The 19,997-nt window shown below is 61.5% G+C and carries 12 protein-coding genes; 9 read left to right on the top strand and 3 right to left on the bottom strand.

Annotated features, from left to right (window positions below):
* The 5 genes from ACQR0Z_RS34750 to ACQR0Z_RS34730 all read left to right on the top strand — a co-directional run bounded on the left by ACQR0Z_RS34750 (nt 1) and on the right by ACQR0Z_RS34730 (nt 10,597).
* The gene (locus ACQR0Z_RS34750; RefSeq protein WP_434921657.1) at nt 1-777 is read left to right on the top strand and encodes an ABC transporter ATP-binding protein; all 777 of its coding nucleotides are present in this window, start codon (nt 1-3) and stop codon (nt 775-777) included.
* Nucleotides 778-1,039: 262 nt separating this feature from the next.
* Nucleotides 1,040-1,768 (top strand): maleate cis-trans isomerase family protein, encoded by a 729-nt coding sequence (locus ACQR0Z_RS34745; RefSeq protein ID WP_434921656.1) that lies wholly within the window; start codon nt 1,040-1,042, stop codon nt 1,766-1,768.
* 25 nt (nt 1,769-1,793) lie between these two features.
* Complete coding sequence (gene hydA, locus ACQR0Z_RS34740) at nt 1,794-3,197, top strand: dihydropyrimidinase (RefSeq protein ID WP_434921655.1); 1,404 nt, start codon at nt 1,794-1,796, stop codon at nt 3,195-3,197.
* Nucleotides 3,198-3,714: 517 nt separating this feature from the next.
* A complete protein-coding gene (locus tag ACQR0Z_RS34735) occupies nt 3,715-5,808 on the top strand; it encodes a phospholipase D-like domain-containing protein (RefSeq protein ID WP_434921654.1) in 2,094 nt (697 codons plus the stop codon).
* 499 nt (nt 5,809-6,307) lie between these two features.
* A complete protein-coding gene (locus ACQR0Z_RS34730) occupies nt 6,308-10,597 on the top strand; it encodes an NACHT domain-containing protein (RefSeq protein WP_434921653.1) in 4,290 nt (1,429 codons plus the stop codon).
* A 1,253-nt stretch (nt 10,598-11,850) separates the two neighbouring features.
* Here ACQR0Z_RS34730 and ctrA read toward each other — a convergent pair.
* The gene (ctrA, locus tag ACQR0Z_RS34725) at nt 11,851-12,552 is read right to left on the bottom strand and encodes a response regulator transcription factor CtrA (RefSeq protein ID WP_006614002.1); all 702 of its coding nucleotides are present in this window, start codon (nt 12,550-12,552) and stop codon (nt 11,851-11,853) included.
* 422 nt (nt 12,553-12,974) lie between these two features.
* Here ctrA and fliI point away from each other — a divergent pair, with 422 nt between their 5' ends.
* From fliI to ACQR0Z_RS34705, 4 genes are all read left to right on the top strand, one after another.
* Nucleotides 12,975-14,297, top strand: a complete 1,323-nt coding sequence (gene fliI / locus ACQR0Z_RS34720) for a flagellar protein export ATPase FliI (protein WP_434921652.1) — start codon at nt 12,975-12,977, stop codon at nt 14,295-14,297.
* A gap of 109 nt (nt 14,298-14,406) precedes the next feature.
* Entirely contained in the window at nt 14,407-14,826 is a 420-nt protein-coding gene (gene fliJ / locus ACQR0Z_RS34715) for a flagellar export protein FliJ (RefSeq protein WP_008960735.1), read from the top strand.
* A 150-nt stretch (nt 14,827-14,976) separates the two neighbouring features.
* A complete protein-coding gene (locus ACQR0Z_RS34710) occupies nt 14,977-15,525 on the top strand; it encodes a sigma-70 family RNA polymerase sigma factor (protein WP_434860567.1) in 549 nt (182 codons plus the stop codon).
* A gap of 63 nt (nt 15,526-15,588) precedes the next feature.
* On the top strand, nt 15,589-16,761 hold the full coding sequence (locus tag ACQR0Z_RS34705; RefSeq protein ID WP_434921651.1) for an anti-sigma factor: 1,173 nt from the start codon (nt 15,589-15,591) through the stop codon (nt 16,759-16,761).
* A gap of 131 nt (nt 16,762-16,892) precedes the next feature.
* On the opposite strand, the gene ACQR0Z_RS34700 is transcribed toward ACQR0Z_RS34705, so the two are convergent.
* Together ACQR0Z_RS34700 and flhA are read right to left on the bottom strand one after the other, a co-directional pair.
* Nucleotides 16,893-17,093, bottom strand: a complete 201-nt coding sequence (locus ACQR0Z_RS34700) for a hypothetical protein (protein ID WP_434860565.1) — start codon at nt 17,091-17,093, stop codon at nt 16,893-16,895.
* 372 nt (nt 17,094-17,465) lie between these two features.
* Complete coding sequence (gene flhA / locus ACQR0Z_RS34695; RefSeq protein ID WP_434921650.1) at nt 17,466-19,598, bottom strand: flagellar biosynthesis protein FlhA; 2,133 nt, start codon at nt 19,596-19,598, stop codon at nt 17,466-17,468.
* Nucleotides 19,599-19,997: the final 399 nt, after the last annotated feature.

Genomic DNA, 19,997 nt, shown 5'->3' with positions numbered 1-19,997 from the left:
ATGGCGACCATCGACATCTCCGGCGTCTCGAAGATTTTTGCCGACAAGAAGCGCAACGCCGACGTGACCGCTCTTGGCGATATCAACCTGTCCATCGCGCGCAACGAGTTCGTCTGCCTGCTCGGCCCGTCCGGCTGCGGGAAGTCGACGTTGCTCAACATGATCGCCGGCTTCGAACAGCCGAGCAGGGGCGTGGTCAGTGTCGACGGCCGGCCGGTCACCGCCCCCGGCGCCGACCGCGGCGTCGTGTTCCAGCACGCCAATCTGATGCCGTGGCTGCCGGTGTGGGAGAACGTCGCGTTTCATTTGCTGCTCGCCGGCGGCCAGAAGGCCGAGCGCCGTGCCCGCGCGCAGGTCTATATCGACATGGTCGGACTCACCGGCTTCGAGAACCACTATCCGTCCGAGCTGTCCGGCGGCATGAACCAGCGCGTCGGCATTGCGCGGGCGCTGCTGATGAATCCGCAGGTCATCCTGATGGACGAGCCGTTCGGCGCGCTCGACGAGCAGACCCGCATGGACATGCAGACCGAGCTGGTGCGCATTTGGCAGCAGCACCAGGGCACGATCGTGTTCGTGACGCATGGCATCGACGAGGCACTGACCCTGGGCACGCATGTGGCGGTGATGAGTGCGCGTCCGGGACGGATCGTCGAGATCATCCCGATCGACCTGCCGCGGCCGCGGGATATCACGTCACCGCAGTTCAATGAGTTGAAGCGGCATATCTTGGGGCTGCTGCGTGGGGAGCGGGCGGAGCAGAGGGCGAGTGCATGAACAACTTCAGTTTGGTGTACAACTCATCCGGCGAGCTCGGTCTGTACCTCTCCCCGTGTGCGGGGAGAGGTCGGATCGCATCGCAAGATGCGATCCGGGTGAGGGGGGCTCTCCGCACGGTCGGTGGGTGGGGTGGCCCCTCACCCCAATCCTCTCAGCGCGAGCGAAGCTCGTCGCGGCCCCGTGAAGAACGGGGAGAGGGAGCACACTGCCATCGGGGCGCACATTTCCGATCGCACTCGCATGAGAAAGCCGCTCACCCATGACCAAACGTACCCTTCTCGGCATGCTGACGCCGTCGTCGAACACCGCGCTGGAGCCGATCACCTCGGCCATGGTGGCCGATCTCCCCAACGTGTCGGCGCATTTCTCCCGCTTCAAGGTCACCGAGATCGCACTCTCGACTGACGCGCTCGCGCAGTTCGACATCAGCAACATCCTCCGCGCCGCCGAGCTGCTCGCCCATGCCAAGGTCGACGTCATCGGCTGGAACGGCACCTCCTCCGGCTGGCTCGGCTTCGAGGCCGATGTTCGCCTTTGCGAGCAGATCACCGCCGCCACCGGCATCCCCGCGACCACCTCGATGCTGGCGCTCAACGAGATCCTGGCGGCGATGAAGGCCACCTCGCTCGGCCTGGTCACGCCCTATCGCGACGACGTGCAGGCGCGCATCATCGCCAATTACGCCAGGCTCGGCATCGCCTGCCGCGGCGACCGCCACCTCAATTTGCAGGACAATTTCTCCTTCGCCGGGGTGACGCCTTCCGAGATCGAGGCCATGATCCGCGAGGTCGCGCGCGAGAAGCCGGATGCGATCGCGGTGGTCTGCACCAACATGCGCGCCGCCCCGCTGGCCGCGCGGCTGGAGCTCGAGACCGGCATTCCCATTCTCGACACCATCGCCACCGTGGTATGGAAGTCGCTGAAACTGGCAGGGGTCGATGTCGGCGGCGTCAGCGGCTGGGGATCGCTGTTTCAGAAATTCGCTTGAGATCGAGACTGGGAGAGCGCGTCACATGGCTGCCTTCGACACCGTCATCCGCAACGGCACGGTCGCCACCGCGAGCGACACGTTCAAAGCCGATGTCGCCATCAAACAGGGCCGCATTGCCGCGATCGGCGAGGCCATCACCGATGCCGACGAGGTCGTCGATGCCTCGGGCCTGCTCGTGCTGCCGGGCGGCATCGACAGCCACGTCCACATCAGCCAGCCCTCCGGCCCCGGCATCGTCATGGCCGACGATTTCGAGAGCGCGACGCGGGCCGCGGCGTTCGGCGGCAACACCTTCGTGATGCCCTACTGCCTGCAGGAGAAGGGCCAGCCGCTGCGCGCCGCGCTGAAGGACTACCACGCGCTGGCCGACAAGGCCTGCTACGTCGACCACTCCTTCCACCTCATCATCGCCGACCCCTCCGACTCCGTGCTCGGCCAGGAGCTGCCGGCGCTGGTCGCCGACGGCTATTCATCGCTGAAGATCTTCATGACCTATGAGGGTCTCGCGCTGAACGACTACGAGATTCTGGGCGTGCTGCAGGTCGCGCGCGAGACCGGCGCGCTGGTGCAGATCCATGCCGAGAACTACGATGCCATCCGCTTCCTCACCGACCGGCTCGAGCGCGAAGGCAAGATCGCGCCGTACTATCACGGCAAGTCGCGCCCGATCCCGGTCGAGCGTGAGGCCACCCATCGCGCGATCTCGCTGGCCGAACTGATCGACGTGCCCATCGTCATCGTCCACGTCTCCAACCGCGAGGCGATGGAGGAGATCCGCCGCGCGCAAGCTCGCGGCCTCAAGATCCATGGCGAGACCTGCCCGCAATATCTGGTGCTGACCGAGGAGGACATGCAGGGCCTCAACATGGAAGGCGCGAAGTACGTCTGCTCGCCGCCGCCGCGCGACAAGGCCAGCCAGGAGGCGTGCTGGGAAGGCCTGCAAAGGGGCGTGTTCTCGCTGTTCTCGTCAGACCACTGCCCGTTCCGCTACGACGACGAGGCCGGCAAGCTGACCCCGAAGGGCCGCACCAGCTTTCGCTGGGTGCCGAACGGCATCCCCGGCGTCGAGACCCGGCTGCCGATCCTGTTCTCCGAAGGCGTCACCAAGGGCCGCATCACCCTCAACCAGTTCGTCGCCTTCACCGCCACCAACCACGCCAAGACCTACGGCCTGAAGGGCAAGGGCTCGATCGCCATCGGCTACGACGCGGATATCGCGCTGTGGGACCCGAACAAGACCGCCAAGATCAGCCAGGCTGGTTTGCACCACGGCTCCGACTACACGCCCTACGAAGGCATCGAGATATCAGGCTGGCCGGTCGCCACCATGCTGCGCGGCAAGTTCGTGGTGCGAGACGGGAAGCTCGTGGGCGCCAAGGGCGACGGCCGCTACGTGACGCGCGGCAAGCCGGGCGCCGTGGCCTGAGGCGCGCTCTGTCCGTTCCCGTTGCACTGATGGGTTCGACCGGACGAAGGAAGAGGCAGGCAGCGCGCCGCAATGATGCTGCGCTCCCTCTCCCCGTTCTTACGGGGAGAGGGGTGGGGTGAGGGGCAGCGGCTCGGGTGGTGTCAATGGTGAGCGCTATAACTCTCGCTCGTCTTTCATCTGGCGCTGCTAGTCGACCTCTCTGCGCACGCGAAGCTTTTCATCGTCGGCTCTAGCCGCGATCCCTGGCGTGAATGCGGAAGGGCTTGCACGGACACTTCCCGTGCGGCTGCCCCTCACCCCGACCCTCTCCCCGTAAGAACGGGGAGAGGGAGCGTACTGCCGTCGTGGCAACCGCTTGAGGCCATCTTTTCAGCGAGCCCTGTTCGCCAGCCCAGCGCCCTTCCCGCACCGCACCATCACCCCGCGCGACCTCCGTTCTCCACTTCCTGTCCCGGATGTGTCGAACCCTTGTTACAACTCCGCGACATACTCCTGTCAGACAAGGAGTGCCGCCATGCCCGCGCTTGCCTTTTCCAACAATGACATCGCCGTGGTCGCCTGGACCTTCGATCGCCGCCTCGACGGCTGTCTCGGCTTCGCCGTTCACCGCATCGACGTCGCCGCCAACACCGACACGGTGCTGCCGGCGCTGGCCCGCTTTGCCGGGCAGACCGCCGACAAGCTCACCACCGAGCAGGCGCCGATCCAGAAGTTCTGGTGGAAGGACCTGTTCGCCCGGCGCGGCGGCACCTACAGATATCGCATCGTGCCGATGGGCGGCACGCCCGGCCAGGCGCTGACGCCGCTCGCCGGCGTGGCGCCGCTGGAGAGCAACGAGGTCACGCTGACGCCGGAGCGGCCGCCGTTCCATGTCTATTTCAACCGCGGCCTCACCGCGACCCAGGCGCTCAGCCACGCGCTGAACGACAAGCCGAGCGTGCCGGCGCTGGCGCCGCACATCCTCGATCCCAAGGATCCCATCCGCATCCGCCTGATGGGCCAGCTGCAGGACGGCCTGACCTCGCTGCTGTCGCGCGCCGATGCCGGCGGCGGCACCATCCACGCCGCGCTCTATGAGCTGAACGACCCCGACGGGCTCGAGCTGCAGCTGCGCAAGAACCCGAGCAGCCGCACCGTCATCCTCGGCAACGAGCAGGGCAAGGACACCGACGATGCCGACGCCGACAATCGCGCCAACCTCAAGGCCGCCGGCGTCAGCGTGATCGATCGCATCCTCGGCAAAGGCTCGATCCCGCACAACAAGTTCATGGTGTTGTCGGAGAAGGGCAAGCCGGCCGCGGTGCTGTCGGGCTCGACCAACTGGACCTCGACCGGCCTGTGCACCCAGACCAACAACGCGCTGGTGGTGGAAAGCCCTGAGCTCGCCGACCGCTATCTGTCCTACTGGAACGCGCTGAAGGCCGACGTCGACGCCGCCGGTGGCGACAAGTCGGCGTTGCAGTCGCAAACCCTGCGCGACTTTGCCCGCGCCAACAATGCGAGTTCGATCACGAAGCCGATCGATCTCGGCCACGGCGTCACCATCGAGCCGATGTTCTCGCCGAACACGCCCGGCAAGCTCGGCAAGAACCCGAAGACGCCGAACGACATGGGCCGGGTGTTCCAACTGATGGACGGCGCCAAGCACGCCGTGCTGTTCCTCGCCTTCGATCCCGGCAACAACTCCATTCTCAACAAGGCCGGCGACCTGCTGGCGAAAAAGCCCGATCTGTTCGTGCGGGGCGCGCTGACCAGTCCGGTGCGTGCGACCGAGTTCTCGAAATCGCTGCATGCCGGCGGCCATTCGGAGAGCGGCGGCGACGACGCGCCGGACGAAGCCGCGCCCGAGGTGAAGGTGGTCGGCGAGCGCGGCACGCCGAAGAAGCCGGGCGACACCGGCGGCATCGATTTCCGCGCGGTGCCGGCCGGCGCCGTGCAGGACGCGTTCGGCAAGTGGGAGAGGGAGCTCGGCAAATACGGCTTCGCCATCATCCACAACAAGATCGTCGTGATCGATCCGTTCAGCGACGATTGCGTCGTCGTCACCGGCTCGCATAATCTCGGCTTCCGCGCCTCGCACAACAACGACGAGAACATGCTGATCATCCGCGGCCACCGCGGTCTCGCCGAGGCTTATGCCTGCCACGTCCTCGACCTCTACGACCACTACGCCTGGCGCTTCCTGCTGAAGGAGCGCCCGGAGATCTTCGGCAAGCCGCTGAAAGGCGACGACAGCTGGCAGGAGCGCTACATCAAGGGCGCCGAGGAGAAGTCCCCGGAGCTGCGGTTCTGGCTGTCGGCGGCGGGTGGCGCAGGGGCGGCCGGGACACCGGCGGCGCCGACGAAGCCCGCGAAGCCATCGGCCAGACCGGCCAAGAAGGCCCCGAAGAAGGTGGCCGCTGCAGCCAAGACGTCGGCAGGCCGCAAGAAGACGACTAAGAAGAAGGTCGCCAAGAAGGCTTCAAAACCAACAAGCAAGCGCACCGCCACGGTGAAGAAGGCGAAAGGCAAGATAGGCAAGACGGCGGCGAAGCGTCCGCCGAAGAAGACCGCGACCAAGACCGCCAAGCAAGCCAAGAAGAGCGCCACGAAGAAGAAGGGACGCTGAGCGCCATGCGCGTTGAACCGTCGCCGCGCAGACGAGGCCCATGAAACCATGATGCGAGTCCGCCGGATCGCATCATGATCTCGTGTCTTTGCCCGAATTGGGGCCCACGATCATTCCATTCCTCAGCAGAGGCCGGAATTGCGGAAACTCCCGCTGGAAGAACCAAGTGGCGACACTAATACAAACTGGGCCCACCGGCCGCAGGTCCGCCTAAATACTGCTCGCCGGCGCCGATGCGTTCGAGCAAAGAGGTCACGCCAACGCCGTCAATCTCAACCCCGGCCTCAACGATCGACAATGGAAAGGACCGCCAAGAAAGATGTCGATGGCGGCAGGTTACGTGATTGCTCAGGCAACGTCATAACTTTTCTATTCCTTTCTGGATTGACCTTCCTGCGCATAGCGCCTGACCTGAGCGCGATGTGACATTCTGAGCTTTAGGATTGACAGCTCTACTAGAGAGGGAAATAGTTAATTAATTCAATCGGAATGAAAATCGATGGCACAGGATTTGTCGTTTAAGCAGGTCTGCGCGCTTATCAAGAAGGATCAGCCTCGCCTTATCGGGGAAATTGATCAACTGCTCGGCGTTGCTCTCCTTTGTTCACCAGCATTTTTTAGTGGTCTATCTGGAATTCCGTTGATCACCGCAAAGAATGAACTGATTCGACTCTCGAAAGAGTTGTTGGATGCAGTATCCAGGCAAGGCGCAGATAGCTATTCAGATCGCGAGCGACGAATGAGGGCAGCATACGTTCTCATTAGTTACACGGCGTTCTTTGAAGCGCTAGATCAGTCGCTCCCGGACGAGTTCAGAAAAAAAATGATGCTTTCAGAGGAGGAAAAGCTATTTATTTTGAATCAAGCCAAACAATTGAATCAATCATCTTCTGGCCGCGATAGGAGTTCCGAGAAAGATATAACCGACGTTGTTCAGGTATATCTTCCTCATCCCGTTGAGACGCTGGAGGCCCTAAAGCAGCGCTTGATTCCACTCTATCGCGAAATGACCGCAGCCTTCAGAGATTTTGCTATGAAGCTGGCTGCTTGGGAGCAGTTGGACGAAAAGGGGCGGCTGGTCGTCACCCAAGTTGTGGAGAATCTACCGAGACTGGCTGCTGAGACATTCGAGGCTCAGTATTTCGCGCTCTGCACCAAGTATCAAGAGTTTGCTATCTGGGCCAATATTCAAGAACACAAGAGAGCAGCTGCCCTAATTGACAATATGTCTCACTCTTTTAAGGAATACGTTCAGTCATATCGCAGCGCTGTTGAGTCGATCGATGTAGGACTTAACAATCTCCATAAGCTGGTCCTGAGTCTGCCGGACTTATACCGCATGTCTCAGTCTGAGGAAATAGTCGAGGGGCTTAAAAAGCACTATTTGGCTCGGATCAACGATCCGATTATTGATGACCGGGCAGATGTCGATGAGAATGCTCCTCGATTAGTCTTTCCTCGAGTTTGCGATGCGTTTGTCCCCCAATCTTTTCTTGTTATTCGAGTTGGAACAAAGAAGACCGCTTTAGAGGATGCTGCGACTTGGAGAGGAATTAAGCGCCGCAACGACCTTGGGAATTTTCTTCTTAGCTACCTGAGTTCGCCTTATAGCACCGACACTCCGTTGGTTGTGCTTGGGCATCCAGGTAGCGGAAAGTCCCTTCTAACGACAGTGTTGTCCGCGCGCCTTCTGTCAAAACAATTTACCCCAATAAGGGTTCCGCTTCGCGAAGTTAACTCGGAAGCTGGCGTAGTATCGCAAATAGAAGAACATGTTGGTCGAGTTACAGGTATCAGATTAGACTCATGGGCAAAATGTAGTTCTTCTTTTGTTAATAATCCACCGGTGGTGATTCTCGACGGCTATGATGAGTTGCTTCAGGCGAGCGGAAAGGTGTTTGCAGGCTATCTACAAGACGTTAAAAACTTTCAGCGAAACGAGGCCGAACAGGGTCGGCCGGTGAGAGTAATTGTTACTAGTCGAGTGACGCTCATTGACAAAGCGGTTGTTCCTCAAGGATCAACGATAGTTCGCCTTCTTGAGTTTGATAAAGTCCAGAGAGAGAATTGGATCGCTATCTGGAACGAGGCGAATTCAGCATATTTTCAGGCCGCCAATGTTCGTCCGTTTCAATTGCCGAGCGAAACAGATGCCGACTCGGCCAAGGTTCTACAGCTCGCTGAACAGCCGCTTTTGCTGTTGATGTTGGCTCTCTACGATTCTGTCGAAAACAAGTTAAGAAGCGGGCAGGTCACTGATAGGACAATACTATATGACAGTCTTCTTCGTCGCTTTGTCATTCGCGAGCGAGAGAAATCACCCGAATTTCTCAATATGCCCGAGGAACAGCAAGAAGAAGAGATTGATAGGGATATGCAGCGACTCGGTGTGGCTGCCGTTGGTATGTATAATCGGAGAGCTCTTCACATACTATCGGATCAGCTAAGTAAAGATCTGAGGTTTTTTGAGCTGGAGCGGCAAAAATCTGCCGCAACGGAGGGCGGCAGACAGCTCAGCCAGGCGGACTTGTTACTTGGCAGTTTTTTCTTCATTCATAAATCGAGATCTTTGAGTGATGGCAATGGTGGCGGCGTCTATGGAGAGGCAGCGTTTGAGTTTTTACATAATACATTCGGAGAATTTTTGACTGCGGATTTTATTATTAGGAGGGCGATGGACGAGATTGAGCAGCTTATAGAGATGGCCAGAAAGCCTGTGCTGCGTGCGCAGCGCGATAGCAAGTTGAATAAATCAGATGGGCTATCTCGTCTGTGGTTTGCGTGCTTGGTGTATACAGCTTTGTTTACTAGACCGGTTGTTATGGAAATGATTCGCGAGTGGTCTGGACATGCGTTGAGAGTCAGGAGTCTCAACTTTGATAAGTTCATTGTTGAGCTTGACGCAATTTTCCAGAGCCAGATTGCTAGGGTTTTGTATCGGCGCGAAATGCCTTCGATCATGCAGAAGGACGAGGCGCAGGAGGGATTTCTGGTTCCGTTTCATCCGCATCCGTTGATGGGGCACTTGGCTATTTATAGTATCAATCTTGTCATAATTCGTGCGTTGATGTCGGGTGATCCGTTCGTCTTTGACGAGCAGTTGATCGCGTCTCGCGAAGAGTCTGCGAAATCGGAAGACGGTGCGCGGCCTTGGGATCAACTGACTTACTTGTGGCGGTCGTGGTTCTCGATCGAGAGCATCAATGGCATTACGGCTGTATTTGAGGCGAGAAGAAAGGGGGCGGTGGTAACGATCGCGCCGAAAAAGAAGATCTCAGTCGCCGAGGGGTCCAGCAGGCTTGAATTGATTTTCAACGTCGCTCGATCATTAGGTGACGGTGCGCTGTCTGGTGCGAGTGGCTTCGTTCTTTTGGGTGAATCAAGAAAAATAGATATCGACGAAGTCGATAGATTGTTGCGTTCTGAAAACGTGGATGTCTCCGGTCAAATAGCGCAGAAAAAGCTGGAAGAGAGTTCTGGAGGGCGAGGTGGCCGTGTCGATGTAGCTGAGTTTTCAAATAATGCGGCGATTGCGCTTCTGGAGGCGATGCGTACAGAGAACATCAATGCGTTAGGAGATGTAGTCATAAGTATCAGCAGAGCCGTCCGACGAAATCCGTTTGGGAGGGACTTTAGGTTAAAGGTCAACAAGAGGCCGGGAAATGAGCTATTGTCGATTATGGAGGATATCGCTAGAAGCACCTTGGTAGAGCTTTTGAAGTATAATGCGGAGGCGGCCGCTGCTCTTTTGGAACTTATTGGTGTCATGGGACCAAGGGGCTACCGCCGAAAGATGGCAGATCGTATTATTCATGCGATTTTTGAGCGTGGCAGTCTTTTGGAGTTTGTGGGAAGTGAGTCGCAAGTTATTGTTCGTGCACTCGAACTAATTAAAGCCTACGGACCTGGCTTTAAAAGGAGAGGGGTAATCGACGTCGTTGATCGCCTTCTTAGGGGGGTGAATTTTGAAGAATTAATATTGCGGCGTCCCCAGGATGTCGACGATCTAACGCGTGTGTTGTCTAGTCTGGGCGCGTCGAAATGGGTGGTAGAAATCAGATCTAAGCTTGTATTGCTGCTAGATAGCCCGCGTTTATTGCTGTTAGCAGAGAATAATCCAGAGCGCGTTCTTGAGATATGCCGATTGGCATCGAGGATGACAAATGGCGTGTCGAGGGGAGGGGGCGGCCGTAAAGCAGTTGAGGTCGCTATTGCAAAAATTGATCCATTCGAGTTGTTTGATGGTGCTCCTGATGGTGCGATCGAGCTCCTGGTGCTAGCCAACGAATTTGAAGTCAATCTAGGGCCGGCGCGGCTTGATAAAATCGTTGAGTCAACATTCTATCGTCGTGAAGGATGGATTGATTGGAGTAGGCGAAGCCCTGAGGCCGCGTTTGATCTGCTTAGGCTTGCGCTAATGGTAGGGGCAACAAGGTGGATAGACCGTGTTGCGGAAGAGTTTCTTGAACGGGCAGATAGCGAGCTGCGAGTCTCGCTCACCTCTCCTCAGTTGAATGTTCGAGTTTTCGCTAAAGCAATTCAATTTGCGAGGGTTCTGGAGGATCGAGCTGCTGGCAGGGCGCTGTGGGAAACTCTGGTGTCAATCTTCGACGATCCTTCAATTAGCCGTCGTGTGCTTCTGCAGCTCCCGATATCAGCGCTTGAGGATTTAGAATGGCTTGCACGGCGTTATTCTCGCGGTATCGGTGCGCCGAGTCTTTGGGAGCTAGACTCAGTCAAGATACTTCGGCTATCGCCACAGGACTTTGACAGCAAAGCTATGGAGTGATGGATATTGAAGTGCTTTGATCGCAGCTGAGGTTAAGTTTGGGCCGTGCTATGTAACCATATGGAGGCGCTGCCTTCCGCAGACCTCGACTACACTGCGAGCGATCAATGCGGCGCGGCCCCGTCTTTCGTGGCTCGGACGGGAGTGTGCAGAACACGGATGCTTGGGGGGGGGGCTCCACGGAGCGTCAAGGCTAGAGGATCTGAGTGCGGCTTCGGCATGCGGATGGCATCAGGGTTGTATTTTCATGGGAATCGAAAAGTCCGAAATTTGTGATTGCGCTTTCCCAGAAATTATGATCTATTCCCTTCCGTCCCGCCCCAACGAGGGGACGCTTCGCGGTCGTCACGGACGTCGGGTGTGGGATGCGATGGGCGCTTGGGGTCGCAGCATGGCTTGTCCGTGCCGACGAACGATCCCGGGCGCACGGTGAAGTGGCGTGGTCCTGGCCTCCCGGTGCTGAGGTCAAGCCTGCTGGCGTTGCGGAGGACGCTGCCGGTGGGCGATGGGGGCAAAAAGCCGGTCCCCAAGGAGATCGCCTATAAATCGTAAAGCCATCGCGCGGGGAGGGCCGGGTGTTTCGGCCAGACCTGTGGTGACTGCCGCCTGCTTTTTTTGCTGCAGGCGGGCCACGGGCGCGGCCAGCGCCCGGCCTTCCCTGCGCCCTCAGTTGAGAGAGGGCGGCGAGAATGGCGGACAACTCGGGCGCATGGGCGCGGCGAGAACGCGATGACGTGCGACGATGGGTTTCTTCGATGATTTCGTCGATGGTGTCTTGGAGAGCTCGATGGCGGCGATTGCGCTCATGTGTGAGATGCGGCTGCGCCATGCGCGGTGGAAGGTGAGGGAGTACTTGTCAGTTTGAGCCACGCCCGTGCGGCAACGGCGGTAAGCTCCCCTCCCCCTTGCGGGGAGGGGTTGGGGGTGGGGGCTTCTTGCTCAGGACCGAGCTTGGGGCAGGGACTGACAAGCGGCGTGTTGGTGGTGAGATCGCTTGCTGATCGGCTTCGGCCGAAGGGGCCCACAATGCAGACCATTTCCGGGGACCCCCACCCCCGACCCCTCCCCGCAAGGGGGAGGGGAGCGCACCTGTCGCGTGGCGAGAGCTTGGCTCCAACGCGAACTCGCCTGGTGCAAAGCGGCCGCTCCATTGCCAATCACCATCCTCCCACAAACAAAAACCCCGCCATTTGCGGCGGGGCTCAGTCTGGGAGGAGCAAGCCGTGAGGCCTGCCGAGTTGCCCAGTGAAAGATCAGGCGGGGATGCGCTCGTCGAGGTCGTGCGGCTCGCGCAGCACGTAGCCGCGGCCCCAGACGGTCTCGATGAAGTTGCGGCCTTCGGACGCGTTGGCGAGCTTCTTGCGCAGCTTGCAGATGAAGACGTCGATGATCTTGAGCTCGGGCTCGTCCATGCCGCCGTAGAGATGGTTGAGGAACATCTCCTTGGTGAGGGTGGTGCCCTTGCGGAGCGAGAGCAGCTCCAGCATCTGGTATTCCTTGCCGGTCAGGTGCACGCGCTGGCCGCCGACTTCGACCGTCTTGGTGTCGAGGTTGACGACGAGGTCGCCGGTCTGGATGACCGACTGGGCGTGGCCCTTGGAACGGCGGACGATCGCGTGGATGCGCGCGATCAGCTCGTCCTTGTGGAACGGCTTGGTCATGTAGTCGTCGGCGCCGAAGCCGAGGCCCTTGACCTTGTCCTCGATGCCGGCGAGGCCGGACAGGATCAGGATCGGGGTCTTGATCTTCGAGACACGCAGCTGCTTGAGCACGTCGTAACCGGACATGTCGGGCAGATTGAGGTCGAGAAGGATGATGTCGTAATCGTACAACTTGCCGAGGTCGACGCCTTCTTCGCCGAGGTCAGTCGTGTAGACGTTGAAGCTTTCGGACTTCAACATCAGCTCGATCGACTGCGCGACGGCGCTGTCATCCTCAATCAGCAAAACGCGCATGCCAGTTCCCCATAGTCGCCGCTCCGGGCGTCAGGTCGGCCGCCACCGCGGCACTCAAAACGCCTTTGAACAACTGATTCGGATCCTGACGAGAGATGGTTAACAAATCCTGATTCCGCTGCGCAAGCTCAATCCGTGCAATTTTTGTCGAATCGCCGTAAGGTGTTGCGAAGAAGCAGGTTTTCTCAGCCGACCTCGTTCAAGCTCCATGTGAAGAGATGGAACTAACCGACTCTCGTTCCTCACCGCTTTTGGGGGGCGGCAAAGCGCACTACGTCAGTCACTCCAGACCATGACGCAATGATTAATGATGCGAGTAAACACAGAGTTAAACCGGCGCAGCGAATCTGCCCTTACTTAAGGTTTTCGCAATGAAGGCTGTTTTGTGATGGCGGCGGTTCCGCGATGAAGGTGGTTCCGTGATGAAAGCGCTGGCCGAGCAGATCGGTGACATCGACGCCGTGAACACCTATGGGCGTGTCGTCGGCGTGAAGGGGCTCATGGTGGAGATCGCCGGGCCGATCCACGCGATGTCGGTCGGCGCGCGGCTGATGATCGAGACCGGCAGCAATGTCATTCCTGCCGAGGTGATCGGCTTCTCCGGCAAGAATGCGGTGGTGATGCCGTTCGCCGGGCTCGAAGGGGTGCGGCGCGGCTGCCGCGCCGTGATCGCCAACTCCGCCAACCAGGTGCGGCCGTCACAGGCCTGGCTGGGCCGCGTCGTCAACGCGATGGGCGAGCCGATCGACGGCAAGGGGCCGCTGCCGCAGGGCGCGGCGCCGGTTCCCTACCGCAACAATCCGCCGCCGGCGCATTCGCGCAAGCGCGTCGGGTCTCCGCTCGATCTCGGCGTGCGCGCGCTGAACACCTTTCTCACCTGCTGCCGCGGCCAGCGGCTCGGCATCTTCGCCGGCTCCGGCGTCGGCAAATCGGTGCTGCTGTCGATGCTGGCGCGCAACGTCGATGCGGCAGTGTCGGTCATCGGGCTGATCGGCGAACGCGGCCGCGAGGTGCAGGAATTCCTGCAGGACGATCTCGGCGAGGAGGGCCTCGCCCGCTCGGTCGTGGTGGTCGCGACCTCCGACGAGCCGGCGCTGATGCGGCGGCAGGCGGCGTATCTGACGCTCGCAATCTCCGAATATTTTCGCGACGAAGGTAAGGATGTTCTGTGCCTGATGGACTCGGTGACGCGCTTCGCGATGGCGCAGCGTGAGATCGGGCTGTCGGCCGGCGAGCCGCCGACCGCGAAAGGCTACACGCCGACCGTCTTTACAGAACTGCCGAAATTGCTCGAGCGGGCCGGGCCCGGCAGCGGCGACGGCACCATCACCGGGATCTTCACGGTGCTGGTCGACGGCGACGATCATAATGAGCCGGTGGCGGACGCGGTGCGCGGCATTCTCGACGGCCATGTCGTGATGCAGCGTTCGATCGCCGAACGCGGCCGTTATCCGGCCATCAACATCCTCAAATCGGTGTCGCGGACGATGCCGAAATCGGCCGATCCCGTCTTCCTGCCGACCATCATGCGCGCGCGCCAGGTGATGGCGACCTACGCCGACATGGAAGAGCTGATCCGGCTCGGCGCCTATCGCGCGGGTTCCAGTCCGGAGGTCGACGAGGCGATCAAGCTGCACGAGCCGCTGGAGGCGTTCCTGCGCCAGCGCAAGGATGAGGTGTGCGGGCTCGCTCAGGGGTATCGGGAGCTGGAACAGATCCTGGGGCGCTTGGAAACGGAAAGCTAACTTTGTCGGGACATCATCCCCTCCATGTCACGAGCCTAGTCGGCGAGCCCAGTAAGGGCGGCCGGCCCTGTCCCGCGCCGTCTACGGGACTTCTGGGGAGTATGAGTCGATGAAGTCGCGCGAAACGCTGATCCGTCTGAAGAAATTTCAGGTGGATGAGAAACGCCGCCGGGTGACGCAGATCGAGGGCATGATCGCTGACTTCCAGCGCATGTCGGCCGAGCTCGAGCGGGAAATCCAGACCGAACAGGAGCGGGCCGGCATCAACGACCCGACCCATTTTGCCTATCCGACCTATGCCAAGGCGGCGATCCAGCGCCGCGAGAACCTGACGCGCTCGGCCGACGAGCTGCGCGCCCAGCTCGAGGACGCCAAGGCGGCGCTGTCCGAGGCATTCGAGGAAATGAAGAAGGTTGAGCTGCTCGACGAGCGCGACCAGGCCCGCGAAAAGGCCGAGGAAAGCGCCCGCGAGCAGGCGGACATGGACAGTATCGGCCTGATGCGCGCCCGGCTCGGCGTCATCGCCTGAGCCGGCCCGCCACGGGTCTGTTGCCTCGAAAACCCGGGCCGCGAGGTCCGGGTTTTTCGTCATGTCCGCCCGGCTGGAGCGCCGCGCGCGATGTGTGCTACGGGAGGACAGGTTCGAGCGAGGGAGTGGGGCGATTTTCGGGGACGCTGAATGCTGACGCCGGCAGAGCTGGTCTTGTTGCTTGCCGCCGTCGCCAAGGGTGACGAGGCCGCGTTCGAGCGCCTTTACGCGGCGACGCGCGCGAAACTCTATGGCGTCGTGCTCCGTATCTTGCATCGACAGGACCTCGCCGAGGAGGTCGTCCAGGAGACCTACGTCAAGGTCTGGAACAACGCCGCGCAATTCAATCCGGCCGTGTCTTCCCCGATTACCTGGATGGCCGCCATCGCCCGCAACCGGGCCATCGATCTCGTGCGCAAGCGCGGCGAGCTGTCTCTGGAGGATGAGCCCTCCGCGCTGGAGGTGGCGGCCGAGACGCCGGATCCGCTGGCGCGGCGGGAAATGTCGGAGGAGTTGAAGCGGCTGTTGGAATGCGTCGGCCAGCTCGAGCCGGACCGGCAGAAGCTGGTGCTGCTTGCCTACTATAACGGCTGGAGCCGGGAGCAATTGGCGACCAAGTTCGACGCGCCGGTGAACACGGTGAAGACCTGGCTCCGGCGGAGCATGATGGACATCCGCCAATGCCTCGGTCTCGGATGAGGTGTGGTTGGACTGAGAGCGTAAGCGCAAGAGATCTTGGTGGTGACGTGACCTGGACCTGTGATGGCGTATAGCGAAGACCATATCGCGCTTGCCGCGGAATATGCGTTGGGCACGCTCGACGCCGCCGAACGCGCGCAGGTCGAGACCATGATGGTCGTCGACCGCGATTTCGCTGCGCTGGTTCAGGCGTGGGAATTGCGGCTTGGCGCGCTCAATCAGATGGTCGGCCTGGTCGAGCCGCGGCCGGAGCTGTGGGACCGTATCAAGGCCGCGATCGCGCAGTCGCGGCCGGCGGCGGTCGCTGCGACACCGGCAACTGAGGCACTGGCACCTGAGGCACTGGCGGTCGAGACACCGGCGGTTGAGACACTGGCGGCTGAGCCGCCAGCGCCGGACGTTGCCGCTCCGGTTGTCGTCGTGCCGCCGGAGGTGCCTGCGCCTGATGCCCCACCGGTCATCGCGGAAGCGCGACAGCACGAAGCGCCCAAGCTCGAAGTGCCGGCGGTTGAGCAGCAGCCGGTCGTCGAGCCCACTCAGATCAAGCCGTCCGAGGCTAATCCCCGGAAGCCCGAAGCTCCGCCGATCGAGATTGCCAAGCCCGAGCCTGCAACCGCTGCTGAGGCGCCCGCGGTGGTCGCGCCGCGGCGCACGTTCGCTGCCGCCCAGGAGCGTGCAGACGAGCGCGCCAATGTGGTGCAGCTCTCCTCCAGGGTCCGGCAGTGGCGCGCGGTCGCCAACGTCATGACAGCGCTGGCCGCGGTGCTGCTGGCGCTGGTCGGCGTGCAGGTCTATCGCCCTGATCTGCTGCCGCAGCCGTTGCAGCCGAAGCCGCGCATCCAGACCGTCGAGGTCAAGGTGCCGGCCGCGCCGGAGCCCGCCGCCCAGTTCGTGGCGTTGCTGCAAAAGGACGCCGCGTCGCCGGCGTTCATCCTCACCGTGGATTCCGCCACCCGGAGCTACACGGTGCGCCGCGTCGGCGCGGCGCCCGAGCCCGGCAAGAGCTTCGAGCTGTGGATCGTCTCCGACAAGCTGCAGAAGCCGCGCTCGCTCGGCGTCATCGGCGGCAGTGATTTCACCAGCCGCCCGGTGCTGTCCTCCTACGACCCCGACATCGTCAGCCGGGCCACCTATGCCGTGACCGTCGAGCCGGAAGGCGGCTCGCCGACGGGGCAGGCAACGGGGCCAATCGTCTTTACCGGCAAGCTGATCGAGACGGTGCCGCCGGGCAAGTGAGCCAAAACGCAAAAAAGAAAACGCCCGTGGGGAGCGGGCGTTTTCGCTAGTCGACTTGGGGTTGGGTCTACTACATATCCACGCGGCCAGTTGGGGGGCTGTGAGAACCGCGTGAATTCCGGGAATTCGTCTTAGCGAACCAGCGACGTCTGCGAGCTCGTCACCGCGACCGGCTTGCCGGCCTTGAGGACCTTCGCAGTCTGCGTGTAGTTCGGCTCCGCGTTCAAACGGGCGGAGATGCCAAGGCCGGCCACCGCGATGCCAGCTACGAGCGCAACCACCACGATCTTGAGGTGGGTCGTCCGATCCGCGCTGTAAATCGAGTGGTTCATGGAAGCCTCCTGCCGTCTTCCGTCCTTCGCTGATTCGTGTGAGCCGGCGACGTTCCGGTTCATCGTCTCGCGAACAGTAACGTAGGAAACCGCGATTCTGTTTCGCAGGGACGATCACAAGCGTGTGAATAGGTGTGATGCTTCGCGATTTGAATCCTCGAAAATCGATCTTAGTCATTCAAGATCAGATACTTAAATGATGGTTCCTACTGTGGCTGCCATATCAGCCACCTAACGCAAAATTAAGAAATCGTTTGCCTGTTGCGGCGAAGCAAGGGTTGGTTTGCTTGGAAAAGCGGCAAGACCGGCGCTCCGCACCGGTCCTGCCTTCATCAACTTCAGACTGACTCGCAGGTTCCGCACGCGTTTCCCTCACACGCTCCCCACCGTCTTCAGCCGCGCCCGGGGATGAATCTCGGCCTGCGACAGCACCGTGGTCTGAGCGCGGAAGCGTTCGACCAGCGAGCGGACGAAGGGCCGGATCGCAGCCGACGTCACCAGCACCGGCGACTCGCCTTCGCGCGCGGCGCGCTCGAACGCATCGCGCGTTGCGGTCATGAACTCCGAGAGCTTGGACGGCTGCATCGCGAGGCTGCGCTCCTCGCCCTGGCCGATCAGCGACTCCGCGAACGCCTGCTCCCACTTCGCCGACAGCGCGATCAGCGGCAAATAGCCCATCGGCGAGGTGTTCTGGGCGCAGATCTGGCGGGCGAGGCGGGCGCGGACGTGCTCGACGATCGTCGCCGGGTTGCGCGAGAAGGCCAGTGCGTCGGCGACGCCTTCGAGGATGGTCGAGAGATCGCGGATCGAGATCCGCTCCGACAGCAAGAGCTGCAGCACGCGCTGCAGGCCGGAGATCGTGATCTGCGTCGGCACGATGTCCTTGACCAGCTCGCTCTGCTCCTTCGGCAGCTCCTTCAGGAGCTTCTGCACCTCGCCGTAGGACAAGAGGTCGCTCATATTAGCCTTGAGCAGCTCGGTCAGATGGGTCGACAGCACGGTCGCCGCGTCCACCACCGTGTAGCCCTTCAGCGTCGCCTCTTCCTTCAGCCCGGCGTCGACCCAGGTCGCCGGTAGTCCGAAGGTCGGCTCCGTCGTGTGGATGCCGGGCACCGCGACCTGGTTGCCGCCGGGGTCCATGACCATGAACTGGCTCGGCCAGATCTTGCCGGAGCCGGCGTCGACCTCCTTGATCTTGATGATGTAGGTGTTGGCCTCGAGCTGGACGTTGTCGAGGATGCGCACCGAAGGCATGACAAAACCCATCTCGATCGCCAGCGACCGCCGGAGCGCCTTGATCTGGTCGGTCAGCCGGTCGGTGCCGTCGGGCGCGTTGACCAGCGGCAGCAGCGCGTAGCCGAGCTCGATCTTGAGATCGTCGATCTTGAGCGCGGCGGAGATCGGCTCCTCGGCGGCCGCGGCAGAGGCGGCGGCTGCGGCGGGCGCGGCGGCGGCCGCGGCGATCTCCTCGGCCTTCGCCACTTCCTTGTGGCGGCGCGCCTTCAGCGCCAGCGCGGCGGCGCCGCCGCCGAGCGCGAGGAACGGGATGGTCGGAATGCCCGGCAGCAACGCCAGCACCAGCATGACCGCGGCGGACATGCCGAGCGCTTGCGGATAGCCGGAGAACTGCTTGATCAGCGCCTTGTCGGCGGCGCCGGTCACGCCGGCCTTGGAGACGAGCAGGCCGGCCGCGGTGGACACGATCAGCGCCGGCACCTGGGTGACGAGGCCGTCGCCGACGGTCAGCGTCGTGTAGGTGCGGGCAGCCTCGGCAAAACCCAGGCCCTGCTGGGCGACGCCGATGATGATGCCGCCGATGATGTTGATGAAGACGACCAGGAGGCCTGCGACCGCGTCACCGCGGACGAATTTCGAGGCACCGTCCATCGCGCCGAAGAAGCCGCTTTCGTCCTCCAGCTCCTTGCGCCTCGCCTTTGCGACCTTCTCGTCGATCAGGCCGGCGGAGAGGTCGGCGTCGATCGCCATCTGCTTGCCGGGCATGGAGTCCAAATGGAAGCGTGCCGCGACCTCGGCGATGCGGCCCGAACCCTTGGTGATGACGACGAAGTTCACCGTCACCAGGATCGCGAACACGATGATGCCGATGACGAAGTTGCCGCCCATCACGAAATTGCCGAACGCCTCGATGACGTGGCCGGCCGCATCCGTGCCCTCGTGGCCGCGCGACAGGATCAGCCGGGTCGACGCCAGGTTCAGCGACAGCCGCAGCATCGTCGAGATCAGCAGGATGGTCGGGAACGACGAGAATTCCAGCGGCGCCTGGATGAACAGAGCGGTCATCAGGATCAGGATCGACAGGGTGATCGAGATCGCCAGGAACAGGTCGAGCACCAGCGAGGGCAGCGGCAGGATCAGCACCACCAGGATGGTGAGGATGCCGAGCGCCAGCGCGATGTCGCCGCGCATGATCAGCGTCTTGAGATCGCCGAATGAGAACCCGCCGGCCGGAGAGCCGGCTCCCTGACCCGCCGTGACGTCGACCATGGCTTTCGCCCCTTCCCGTGGGCCGCGTTTGCCGGCCCCAAACGACTGCGCGGCGGCCACAGGGCCACCGTTCCGAAACTGAGGTACCGCGCTGGCGTCCACGGAAGCTCTCCCCGTCAACTGCACCCAATCACGACACGCATCGTCCCACCCGGCAATTTTTGCCCGGTGTATGGTTAGCGTTCGGTTAACGGCGGTTAACGAAAGGTTGCGGGGGCAGGGGATGCGCGCTCCTGCCGCATCGTCAGTCAGCCGCTCTGGCTTGCGGGGATTGCTCCTCATGGTGAGGAGCGCCGAAGGCGCGTCTCGAACCATGAGGCCAAGGTCCGGGCCTCGCCCTTCGAGACGACCGCCTTCGGCGGTCTCCTCAGGGTGAGGGGAGGTGCCGGAGCGCGGGGC

This window comes from Bradyrhizobium sp. HKCCYLS3077, assembly GCF_051167555.1.
Classification (GTDB): domain Bacteria; phylum Pseudomonadota; class Alphaproteobacteria; order Rhizobiales; family Xanthobacteraceae; genus Bradyrhizobium.
Note: the sequence above shows the minus strand (reverse complement) of the source record. Positions and strands in the feature narration are given on the sequence as shown.

Coding starts and splice junctions, on each gene's coding strand:
- ACQR0Z_RS34750 (WP_434921657.1), top strand. CDS start 1: ATGGCGACCATCGACATCTCCGGCGTCTCGAAGATTTTTGCCGACAAG.
- ACQR0Z_RS34745 (WP_434921656.1), top strand. CDS start 1,040: ATGACCAAACGTACCCTTCTCGGCATGCTGACGCCGTCGTCGAACACC.
- hydA (WP_434921655.1), top strand. CDS start 1,794: ATGGCTGCCTTCGACACCGTCATCCGCAACGGCACGGTCGCCACCGCG.
- ACQR0Z_RS34735 (WP_434921654.1), top strand. CDS start 3,715: ATGCCCGCGCTTGCCTTTTCCAACAATGACATCGCCGTGGTCGCCTGG.
- ACQR0Z_RS34730 (WP_434921653.1), top strand. CDS start 6,308: ATGGCACAGGATTTGTCGTTTAAGCAGGTCTGCGCGCTTATCAAGAAG.
- ctrA (WP_006614002.1), bottom strand. CDS start 12,552: ATGCGCGTTTTGCTGATTGAGGATGACAGCGCCGTCGCGCAGTCGATC.
- fliI (WP_434921652.1), top strand. CDS start 12,975: ATGAAAGCGCTGGCCGAGCAGATCGGTGACATCGACGCCGTGAACACC.
- fliJ (WP_008960735.1), top strand. CDS start 14,407: ATGAAGTCGCGCGAAACGCTGATCCGTCTGAAGAAATTTCAGGTGGAT.
- ACQR0Z_RS34710 (WP_434860567.1), top strand. CDS start 14,977: ATGCTGACGCCGGCAGAGCTGGTCTTGTTGCTTGCCGCCGTCGCCAAG.
- ACQR0Z_RS34705 (WP_434921651.1), top strand. CDS start 15,589: ATGGCGTATAGCGAAGACCATATCGCGCTTGCCGCGGAATATGCGTTG.
- ACQR0Z_RS34700 (WP_434860565.1), bottom strand. CDS start 17,093: ATGAACCACTCGATTTACAGCGCGGATCGGACGACCCACCTCAAGATC.
- flhA (WP_434921650.1), bottom strand. CDS start 19,598: ATGGTCGACGTCACGGCGGGTCAGGGAGCCGGCTCTCCGGCCGGCGGG.